Genomic DNA, 10,763 nt, shown 5'->3' with positions numbered 1-10,763 from the left:
CTTATTATTTTTTGGTAAAATCGCATCAGCGTCGGTTTTAAGCTGGCTGCATACATCCGCTAAAGTCTTATCACCGGAATAAGCTGCCTTCAAAGCTTCTGCTTCTATATCATAGAGCTCTGCCACAGATTTGCATACAGGAAGGGGATTGGCTTCCCCGGAATGATTGGTGTAGGCCGCCAGGTTTAAATCCTTGTTGGAATCAGCAAAATACTTCTGGGCATCGTTCCGTGCGGAAATAACGACTCCGCTCTCTCCCTGGATCTTCATAGCCTCTTCGCTTCCCAGCCATAATGCAAAATCTGCTGCTGCGTCCTTATTTTTACTTCCTGCAAACACGGCATAACCAAGTCCGTTTATGATATTCGGTTCTTTCCCGTTAAATTCCGGGAATTCCACCAGGTTGATCTTGGTGTTGATGGCGTCATTAGAAGTATACTCCGGTGTCATGTAGGAGCCTGCAAGAACCATAGCCAGCTGACCGCCTTCAAACATGGCATCGGCACTGGTTTCTGACAATGCGGCTGCTGACGGGGAATATCCCTCATTGATCAGATCGATCCAGCACTGGATTCCTTCCTGGGTCTTAGGATCTGTATAACCGGTTTCTGTTTTGTCAGCATTTAAGATCCATCCGCCATTTGCATATACGGTAGGATAATACCAAGTCTGGAAATCGATAGGGCAGGCAAAAGGATATGCCCCTGAGTCAAGACCTGCTGCCGTTAAATCCTTACATGCCTTTTGAAGATCATCAAAGGTCCAGTCATCGGTTGGATATGCTACTCCTGCCTTATCAAAGATATCCTTGTTATACCATAGAGCATTGGTATCAAAATCCTTTGGTATGGCGATCTGCTTATCATCAAAGTTATAAGCCTTTAAAAGGGCCTCCGGGAAATTCTTCTCTAAATCCAAGTCTGATTTTTTCAAATAATCATTTAGATCCAGAAGAATTCCTCCGTCATAGTAATCCTCTGCGTGAAGTACATTGATCCAGAATACATCCGGTGCTGTTCCGCCTGTTGCCGAAGCCTCCAGCTTGGTCCAATATTCGCCTCCCTTATAAGGGGTAAGCTGAATCTCGATCTTTACATTTTCATGAGTTTTCTGGTAGGCCTGGATCATGGATTCCATGACGGGACGCTGCTTTTCATCCCATATTCCCATGCTTAAGGTCGTAGCACCTCCTTTGGAAGCTCCTCCTCCGCCGCCACATCCGGTAAGACTCATTGCCGCCATGGCAAATGCCATTCCCATTGCCAGAACTTTGGTTCCTCTTGTTTTCTTCATAATCTGCTCTCTCCTTTTTCTATTGATATTTTTATTATGCGGATATGCCTGCATATCCTATTTAACGAATATCCTTTAAGTGAATCAGCTTTCCTCCCGAGATTCTGGACTGTTCCGCCGCCAGAGCAATATAATGGCTTTCCAGGGACTTATCAAGTGTGGTCATGGATCGATTCGGTTCGGTTCCTTCCCTGACCATATCAAGCAACTGCTCCACCATCCGGTTATCACCTCCGGCATGACCGGAAAAGTCATCGGACAATTTGGAAACGTCTATGACTTCCTTTTCCTTTCCAAATGGTCTTACGGTTATGAGATTGGAGTGAAGGCTGGCTTCAATTTCTCCCTTTGTTCCCATAAATCTGGTAAACCGGGAATTTTCTTCTGTGCAGCCTGTCATGGTAAAGCTGATGGTAGAACCGTCAGTCATATTTAAATTTACTACCTGATGATCCACCACATTGTTATCGCAATGGTACACACATCTTCCGTAAGGGCCGGTCTTTATGGCTTCCATAACCGATTCTTCCGTTGGGTGAAGGGTAAGCACGTTGCATGGCCAGTCAGACTTACCATGGGCAATGCCGGTCTTTTCATTGGTTATGTAAATCTTTTCTGCATCAAAGGGACATTCCGCCTTGACAGCACATCCATCCAGACAGCGTTTTACCGCACCCTCCGGCGCTTGTTCCTCCTTGAATAAATAGGTGCCTCCAAAGGAGTTCACGGCTTCGCAGGTCTTTCCTGTCAGCCACAATAAAAGATCCATGTCATGACAGCACTTTTGAAGGATCATGGGGCTGGTCATTTCTGAGTTTCTCCAGTTTCCTCTGACAAAGCTGTGGGCCTGATGCCAGTAGCCTACATTTTCTATCCCCATAACAGTGACCACATCGCCGATCACTCCGGAATCAATGAGTTCTTTTACTTTTGTGTAAAAAGGAGTATACCGCAGAACATGACAGACTACCACCTTCCGGCCTCTTTCACCGGCAACCTTTAATAATTCTCTGCATTCGTCTAAATCCGGTGAAACCGGCTTTTCCAGCAAAAGATCATATCCCTTTTCAAGGGCCGGAATCGCATGGCCCACATGTTGTCTGTCCTGTGTGGCAATAAACATCACATCAGCAAGCTTTTCCTGTTTCAGCATCTCCTCTGCACTGGAATAGCACCGTTCCTTTGGCACTCCGTATTCCCTGGACACCTCTTCTACCTTTTCCTCAACAATGTCCGCTATGGCAGTGATCTCCATCTTTTCAGGAAGCAGCTTTGCAACCGGCGCATAGGTATCTTTGCCTCTGCTTCCTAAGCCCGCAAGGGCAACTGTAATTCGTTTCATATGATCTTCCCTTCCTGTGTCTTGGTTCTTTTTTATATTTGTATCATAATTATATAATGAATCGGAATGATATGCTTATACTATTATCCGGACTCATTGCCAAATTCCTTGTTTTTTCAGTTATTATGCACAAATCATCCTGAAAATCATTCCAACATTAGGTTATTTCAACGGATTCTAACAGGAAATATAAAAAGAGGCATCCATACGAATCGATGAATGCCTCCATTGGCGAATTAATATTTTTTTTATTATACTCTAATTCTATGGGTTTGAATTGCAGGATTGTCCTGTCTTGTTATCAAATTAACCATTCTTGCCAGCAGCTTCATTTCATGCTACCATAAAGTTCAAAGGAGGTATTTCAAATGGCATATTGCAGCACAGCGCTAACCATCGAATTTGAAATCCATGAGATCATAACCGTCCACTATTTTGAATACATGAAGGATTTTGTATTTTCGGGAGAATCCCACGATTTTTGGGAGTTTCTTTACGTGGACAAGGGAGAAATTACCGTACAGGCAAATGAGTCTATCTATCAGCTAAAAGCCGGAGACGTGATCTTTCACAAGCCAAATGAATTCCACGCCTTAAAAGCGTCCGGAAACAAGGCTCCCAATCTGGTAGCCATGTCCTTCCGCTGCTCCAGCGAAAGCATGAGGTTTTTTGAAGAGAAATCCTGCTCCTTAAATCAGGAAGAACGATTCCTCATTTCCAGGATTATTGCAGAAGCGAAACAGGCCTTTTCCACTCCCCTTCACATTCCTTCCGTGGAAAAGGTTGAGCTGGCCCCTTCCCCGCCATTCGGAGCCGCCCAGCTCATCCTATTATACTTACAGGTTTTCTTAATCCATGTGAAGCGGAATCATTTTGAAGAAGACGGTTCCCCCATCCATAACCTTCCAACCGAGCAGATGGCCCTTTCCTCCAATTCCAGCCATTTGGAACAGATTATTCAGTTTATGGAGTTTCACATCTGCGAACACCTTACTATAAAAGCCATTTGCAATGAATTCTCCATAAGCCGTTCCACCCTTCACTCCCTGTTTCACAAAGAAAAAAACTGCGGAGCCATCGACTATTTCAATTTAATGAAAATCGAGCGTTCTAAGGAGATCATGCGGGATGGCAATATGAACTTTACGGAAATTGCATATTTCCTTTCCTACAGCTCCCTGCAGTATTTTTCCAAGCAGTTTAAGAAAACAACCGGAATGTCTCCTTTGGAATATTTTAATTCCGTAAAAAAATATTCCAATGACATCACAAATGCAAGTAAAAAAAGGAGAGAAGATAACCGGATGATTTGACAAGCTTCCGTGATGATTCCGTAAGGCTTTTTTCTGAAAAAGTGCTATATTAGAACCATCAATACAGTGGAGGATGGACAATGCACGATATTATATTCAATCAAACAGCCTTGAGCTTTGAGGAAAGCTCCCTTCTTTTTTCCATAAAGCATGGGAATGTGCTTTGGAAATGGGACAAAGAATACAGGCCCCGTCTTGTGATCGGCGGACAGACCGTCTATTTCCAGGATGCCGCTTCCATTACTCATAGGCAATGGAAAACAGGAATAGGGGAAGGAATCATCAGCCACTACCAGGGCTTTCAGCTGGATGGCATGGATCTTTCATTAGCCTTTGAAACAGTTACATGGATGGAATTCGCCACGGAGGACATTCATTTTGAATGGATCCCTCTGACAGAAAGCAGCATCCCGGTTTCAGAAATATACTGGCCCGGATACATGGAATTTGAAAAAGAAAGTGACCGCTGGTATACTCTTTTAAATATCCAGCAAGGGCTTCTCATCCCAAATACCTGGGAAACAGCTCTTGAAAAGCTGCCCTTTGACGGCATGATGTGCACAGCCGGCTCTTACATGCCATGGTTTGGACAAGTAAAGGAGGGAAGCGGCTACTTAGCCATCTGTGAACAGCCCTGGGATGCCGCTTATTATGCAGAGCATCCGGCAAAGGGCCCCTATACCCACGCCGGCATCAAGTGGCTGCCAAGCTTAGGCAGAATGAATGGCCGCAGAACGATGCGGTATTCCTTTCTGTCGGACTGTGATTACAATGATATCTGCAAGCATTACCGGACCTACGTAAAAGAGCAGGGCACCTTCTGCTCCCTGAAGGAAAAGGCGGCAAAGGCCCCTGTTCATAAGCTGGTCGGCGCTTCTTTTATCCATAAGGGAATTAAAACCCAGGTCATGCCGGATTCCCGCTTCTTTGACCCGGAAAACCCGGACAAAAATAACCATGTATACAGCTTTGAGAAACGAACCGGTGAGATCCATCATTTCTACAAGGATCTGGGCCTTAAAAAGCTGTATCTCCATCTGGATGGCTGGGCGGAACCAGGTTATGATAACCAGCATCCCGACTACCTACCCGCCTGTGAAGAGGCCGGGGGCTGGGAAAAGATGAAGGAGCTTGCGGATACCATGCACGGGTACGGATATTCCTTTGGCATCCATGACCAGTACCGGGATTATTACCGCAGAGCCAAAACCTTTGACCAGAATTTTGCAGCGCAAAAGCCTGACGGGACTCTTACGGAGCATGCCAACTGGGCAGGCGGACCTCAGACCTATCTGTGCGCCACTCAGGCTCCCTATTATGTAAAAAGGAATTTTACAGAAATCAAGAAAAACGGTGTGGAATTAGACTGTGCTTACTTAGATGTGTTCACGTGCAATGAGCCTGACGAATGCGCCCACCCATGGCACCGGATCAACCGGAAGGAATGTCTGGATTACCGGAGCCTTTGCTTTGAATACCTGCTTTCTGGGGGGATCCTTCCTAGCTCCGAGGAAGTGACGGACTGGTCCGTAAAAAGTCTTGTGTTCTGCCACTATGCCCCCTATTCCTTTATGATGCACGAGCCGGGGGCTGATCGCCAGGGAATCCCGGTACCTCTCTTTAACCTGGTTTATCATGACTGCCTGATCATCCCATGGATGATGGAAAAATATGAAAAAGAGGACTTCATGCTTTATGCCCTCTTAAACGGCGGCGCCCCATATTTTATCCGGGATGGGGCTTATGAGAACATTGACGGCTCTTTTGGCGGCCATCAAACCCTCTCGGAGGAAGAAATGGCAGCCCGCTGCAGAATTGTCGCTTCCCTTCACGAAAGGGTCGCCATGTGCGAAATGCTTTCCCATGAATTCATTGACGGGGACCCATTCCGGCAGCGTACCACATTTTCTGACGGAACCGCAGTAGAAGCCGACCTCCTTCATGGAACCTATGAAATCAAGACAGGACAAGTGTCCTCCTAAGGGTCCATAGCTCTGTATTCCTTTGGGGACATTCCGTAATAGTTCCGGAAGATCCTGTGAAAATAGCTGGTATTATCATACCCTACCGCTATGGAAATATCTGTTACCGAAAGCCTGGTGTTTAAAAGAAGAACAGAAGCCTGATTCAGCCGCTTTACCTGCAAAAGCTCCTTATAGGTCCGCCCGGTCAATCGCTTTATGGCCCGGCTCAGCCAGTAAATGTTATAATTAAGGAGGGCCGAAAGCTCAGTCAGCTCCCCATCCTTATAATTTTCATCAATGTAGGTGAGCACCTGAAATATAAGCTTCTGTTCAAAGCTTTCTGACGTATGGCTGATCTTATCCGTGTAATGCATGAGCTGAAGAAACAAAAGCCCCATGGTAACCTGGTTGATGCTCCTTTTATTTGGCTGGTCGCTTAAAAGGGTCCACACCATGTTTTCCACCAGATTCTGTACCGGCAGCACATCTGACACCTGAAAATGGAGGTAGCTGGCGTAACGTGGATCAAAGCAGAGACAGCCTACCAGGAAATCCCGCAGCAGGTTTTCTTCTTCCCCCATCATTTCAAAGGCAGTATCAAAAAACTCCGGCAGGATAATGAAGTTTATTCCAATATCCTCCTCTCCTGCCGGAAGGATCTCCTGGGTGGCATGCTGGTTTAAAAACAGCAGCTCCCCTGTCTTTAAGACCACCTTTTCCCCATCAATATAATGGACCGTTTCTCCCTTGCACATATAGATCACTTCAATGTAATTATGCTTATGCTTGGGGAAATGGACGAATCTGGTGTGAGGCCTGATGCTGATCATTTTCCCATGCTCCAGCATCTTTTTGCTGTCAATGACCAGCTCCCGCCCCTCGGTATACCGGTTGCGGTCAATTTCTGTCCGTCCGTTTATGATTTCCCGTTCCTCGTCTGTAATGATTCCCAGGCGGTCTAAGATTTCCTGATTCATCCGTCAAGGCCTCCTTTATGAAACATAGGGAAATAGGATCAGGTTTTTCCACCTGTCCTCTCCCATGGCGCTTTCTCCTAAGGCATAGGCATGGATCATATCATCCTTTGCCATCAGTTTGTAAATAACGGCTCCGGAGCTGTCCGTATCCCTGATCCATCGGTCATCCTTTATAATCATGCCATCTGCAACTAAAAACTGCCAGACGGAAGTTCCCCCTTCTGCATTGGTGCTGGTATAGGTAATCTCTCCCTGCATCAGATCATCTTTAAAAATACCCCTTTTTGCATTGAGCTTCGTGATATCCTCTGTTACCCCGTCATAATAGTTGTAACCGCACTCTCCGTTCCCGTTCATCTTTCCACTCACCCATGTTCCATAGGAGTAATCGTAACGCTTCCCCTCCTCCAGTTCCAGGATCTGCAAGGCCGTACATTCACCCTCAGGCTTCCCGTAATCAAAATTCCCGTAAAAAACAGTGGAGGCTTTCACAAACACCAGGCCTTTGCCAGAGGATATTTTCCCCCTCATCGCTGCTCCATCATACATGCAGGGAAACTCTTTCCAGGGGATGTCATAACTATTTAAGAGCCTGGCCGCTCCTTCCAAATCCCCCTGTTCAAAGAACCCGGTCAGCTGGGTTAAAAACTCCTTATCCCCGGGAGAGAGAGCTATTTCATCTGATAAAGTCTCACTGATAGTCTCATTTATAGTCTCACTTACAGTCTCAGCCAATGCTTTTGGTTCCGCGTGTTCTTCGTATGGTTCTCCATTCCTGATGGTGCCTGCCAGGCTAAGCAGAAGCAAAAGCACTGTGATAAGCCCGATCCAAAGGAGGAGGCGAAGGTTTTCTCTTTTTCTTGGATCCGTCCATTTCTCAAACACAAAATTCCTCCTTCCCGTCATATACAGACCACGCCTGGCAAAGAAGCGCAAGGCCTGTCCTTATCTCTTCTTCCGTAAGGCTTGCAAACCCAAGAACAATGGTTGAAGGATAGGTATTATGCTGTTCATGGATAAAATATCCCGACATGCCGTAAACCTTAACCCCGGATCTTGCTGCCATATTAATGAGCTGGCTCTCCTCCCTTCCCTTGCGGTCAGTTAAAAGAAGATGAAGTCCCGCATGTTCTCCTCTGATTAGGAACTGGCTCTCAAAGGGTTTCAGCCCCGCCGCCAATGTATCGTGCTTTGCCTTATAGACAGCCCTCATCCGGTTCAAATGGCGTTCGTAATGCCCCTCTGCCATAAACTGATAAAGAATATTCTGGTCAATGCGGGATACTGTGGAAGCATAGAAATTCATCCGCTTCCGGTAAACAGCCAAAAGAGGGCCGGGCAGTACCATATAGCTTACACGGATGGCCGGGGCAATGGATTTGGAAAAGGTTCCGTAATAAATCACCCGGTTTCTTCCGTCCATTCCCTGTAACGCAGGGATAGGCTTTCCCTTATATCGGAATTCACTGTCATAATCATCCTCAATGAGATACCGACCTTCCTTTTCATAGGCCCAGACAAGAAGCTCCTGCCTCCGCTTTACCGGCATAACGATGCCGGTGGGATACTGGTGGGAAGGCATGACATAGGCAATATCCGCTCCGCTTTTTTCCAAAAGCTCCACATCCATGCCGGACCGGTCCATGTCAACGGGAACCACCTGGTATTTTAGGCTGTCTAAGACCCGGTATGCCTGCTTGTACGTTGGATTTTCCATGGCAATCACCCGGTCAGCTCCCAGGATCTGGGACAGCAGCATCAAAAGGTATTCGCTTCCGGCGCCTACGATGATCTGATCTGCCAAACAGTTTACCCCGCGGGCAGAATGGAGATAGGAACGGATGGCCTCCCTGAGGGCAGGCTCTCCCTGGGGATCTCCCGGCATGAACATCTCCCGGTTATCATCTACCAGGGTATTTTTCGATATCTTCCTCCATGTATTGAATGGAAATGCACAAAGATCAATCCCTCTGGGAGAAAAATCCACCTTCCAGTCAGGAACCTTTTCCCTGTCAATTAATGAGGGACTAAGAAGGGAAGGGATTTTATCCCTTTGCTCCTGCCCGGTATGCACCAGATCCTCGATCCTGCATACAAAATATCCCTTACAGGGGACGGCCTCAATGTATCCCTCCGATAAAAGCTGTTCATAAGCCATCTGGGTGGTGCTGCGGCTGACTTTTAAATTCTCTGCCAGCCTCCTTGTGGAAGGAAGGCGGTTGGCCGGCCTTAGATTCCCTTTTTTTATTTCTTCTTTAATGTAGCTGTAAATCTGGCTGTAATAGGGCGACCCAGGCTGGTTCTTTAAAGGTATCATTAGCTCCATAAAAAAACTCCTTTCCTGCCCGTGTTTTTTGGCATTTAGATATTGTGTACACAGGTTGTCACTTTACCGGATATGAAGAAATGCCGCACGTCCTTTGTTTTTCCGGTCATGCAGCACTCTACTTGTTTGACCTGCCGCCTGGCCTGTCAACGATTATTTAGTTATTTTAAATGAACTCTTTAATGAAACGATCCGGTTGAATACCAGCTGTTCCGGTCCGCTGTCCTTGCAGTCAACACAGAAAAATCCGTTTCTTACGAACTGGAAGCTGTCATAAGCTTTTGCACTTAGAAGGCCCGGTTCCACAAAACAGTTCTTTAAGATGACCAAAGAATTTGGATTTAAGTTTAAGCTGCCGTCCTCGTTAAGCTTTCCTTTTTCTTCGTCCACGATGTTTTCATACAGACGGCATTCTGCCTGTACTGCAGTGGAGGAAGCTACCCAGTGAATCGTTCCCTTTACTTTTCTGCCTTCAAAGCCTGAGCCGCTCTTTGTCTCCGGGTCGTAGGTACAGTGAACCACAGTGACATTGCCGTCCTCATCCTTTTCGCAGCCGGTACAGGTCACAAAATAGGCATTCATCAGGCGGACTTCATTGCCTGGGAAAAGACGGAAATACTTTTTAATGGGTTCTTCCATAAAATCTTCCCGTTCAATATAAAGCTCTTTCCCAAAGGGAACCTTTCTCTCTCCTAATTCAGGATTTTCCAGGTTATTTGCAACATCCAGATACTCTATGGTATCCTCGGGATAGTTATCGATGACCAGCTTAACGGGATCCAGGATCGCCATCATTCTCGGCCTTTTCAACTTTAAATCCTCACGGATACAGTATTCAAGCATGGCATAGTCAACAGAGCTGTTCGCCTTGGATACACCTACCAGATCCACAAACATGCGGAGGGATTCCGGCGTATAGCCTCTTCTTCTTAAAGCTGCAATGGATACCAGGCGGGGATCATCCCAGCCGTCAACGATACCGTCCTCTACCAGCTTCTTGATATAGCGTTTTCCCGTTATCACATTGGTAAGATACAGCTTCGCAAATTCAATCTGGCGGGGAGGATGAACGAATTCACACTCCACAACTACCCAGTCGTAAAGCGGTCTGTGATCCTCAAATTCCAGAGTACAGATAGAATGGGTGATGTGCTCAATGGCGTCCTCGATCGGATGGGCAAAATCATACATAGGATAGATGCACCACTGATCGCCGGTGTTATGATGCGTCATGCGGGCCACACGGTAAATGACCGGATCGCGCATATTGATGTTGGGAGATGCCATATCGATCTTGGCCCGGAGAACTCTTTCCCCATCCTGATATTTGCCTTCCTTCATCTCTTCAAACAGCTTTAAATTCTCTTCCACGCTGCGGTTCCGGTAGGGGCTTTCTTTTCCAGGAGTCTTAAAATCCCCCCGGTATTCCCTGATCTCCTCCGCAGTCAAATCACAGACAAATGCCTTTCCCTTCTTTATTAAAAGGATAGCACAATCATACATTTCCTGAAAATAATTGGACGCAAAGAAAAGACGGTCCTCGAAATC

At 46.4% G+C, this 10,763-nt stretch carries 8 protein-coding genes; 2 read left to right on the top strand and 6 right to left on the bottom strand.

Annotated features, from left to right (window positions below; all coding sequences use genetic code 11):
* Both RT269_RS08840 and RT269_RS08835 read right to left on the bottom strand, forming a co-directional pair.
* On the bottom strand, nucleotides 1-1,293 hold a 1,293-nt coding region (locus RT269_RS08840), incomplete at its 3' end, for an ABC transporter substrate-binding protein (protein WP_313181956.1).
* 61 nt (nucleotides 1,294-1,354) lie between these two features.
* A complete protein-coding gene (locus tag RT269_RS08835) occupies nucleotides 1,355-2,635 on the bottom strand; it encodes a Gfo/Idh/MocA family protein (protein WP_313181955.1) in 1,281 nt (426 codons plus the stop codon).
* 368 nt (nucleotides 2,636-3,003) lie between these two features.
* On the opposite strand from RT269_RS08835, the gene RT269_RS08830 reads away from it, so the two are divergent.
* Nucleotides 3,004-3,948 carry an AraC family transcriptional regulator gene (locus tag RT269_RS08830; RefSeq protein WP_313181954.1) on the top strand — a complete coding sequence of 315 codons (945 nt, stop codon included), beginning with the start codon at nucleotides 3,004-3,006 and terminating at the stop codon, nucleotides 3,946-3,948.
* An 80-nt stretch (nucleotides 3,949-4,028) separates the two neighbouring features.
* Nucleotides 4,029-5,930 carry a DUF5696 domain-containing protein gene (locus RT269_RS08825; protein WP_313181952.1) on the top strand — a complete coding sequence of 634 codons (1,902 nt, stop codon included), beginning with the start codon at nucleotides 4,029-4,031 and terminating at the stop codon, nucleotides 5,928-5,930.
* Here the strand turns inward: RT269_RS08825 and RT269_RS08820 are convergent.
* The 4 genes from RT269_RS08820 to glnS all read right to left on the bottom strand — a co-directional run.
* Nucleotides 5,927-6,889, bottom strand: a complete 963-nt coding sequence (locus tag RT269_RS08820; protein ID WP_313181950.1) for an AraC family transcriptional regulator — start codon at nucleotides 6,887-6,889, stop codon at nucleotides 5,927-5,929. The two genes, RT269_RS08825 and RT269_RS08820, sit on opposite strands and share 4 nt — an antisense overlap.
* Before the next feature lie 15 nt (nucleotides 6,890-6,904).
* Entirely contained in the window at nucleotides 6,905-7,774 is an 870-nt protein-coding gene (locus RT269_RS08815) for a hypothetical protein (protein ID WP_313181949.1), read from the bottom strand.
* Nucleotides 7,767-9,215, bottom strand: a complete 1,449-nt coding sequence (gene pdxR / locus RT269_RS08810) for a MocR-like pyridoxine biosynthesis transcription factor PdxR (protein WP_313181947.1) — start codon at nucleotides 9,213-9,215, stop codon at nucleotides 7,767-7,769. The genes RT269_RS08815 and pdxR overlap by 8 nt, the downstream gene beginning before the upstream one ends.
* Before the next feature lie 153 nt (nucleotides 9,216-9,368).
* Nucleotides 9,369-10,763 (bottom strand): glutamine--tRNA ligase (gene glnS, locus RT269_RS08805; protein WP_313181946.1); only part of this gene is annotated, 1,395 nt, incomplete at its 5' end.

Origin of the sequence: Lacrimispora sp. (genome assembly GCF_032078915.1) — a bacterium.
In the GTDB taxonomy this organism is placed as follows: domain Bacteria; phylum Bacillota; class Clostridia; order Lachnospirales; family Lachnospiraceae; genus Lacrimispora.
Note: the sequence above shows the minus strand (reverse complement) of the source record. Positions and strands in the feature narration are given on the sequence as shown.

Coding starts and splice junctions, on each gene's coding strand:
- RT269_RS08825 (WP_313181952.1), top strand. CDS start 4,029: ATGCACGATATTATATTCAATCAAACAGCCTTGAGCTTTGAGGAAAGC.
- pdxR (WP_313181947.1), bottom strand. CDS start 9,215: ATGGAGCTAATGATACCTTTAAAGAACCAGCCTGGGTCGCCCTATTAC.
- RT269_RS08820 (WP_313181950.1), bottom strand. CDS start 6,889: ATGAATCAGGAAATCTTAGACCGCCTGGGAATCATTACAGACGAGGAA.
- RT269_RS08830 (WP_313181954.1), top strand. CDS start 3,004: ATGGCATATTGCAGCACAGCGCTAACCATCGAATTTGAAATCCATGAG.
- RT269_RS08835 (WP_313181955.1), bottom strand. CDS start 2,635: ATGAAACGAATTACAGTTGCCCTTGCGGGCTTAGGAAGCAGAGGCAAA.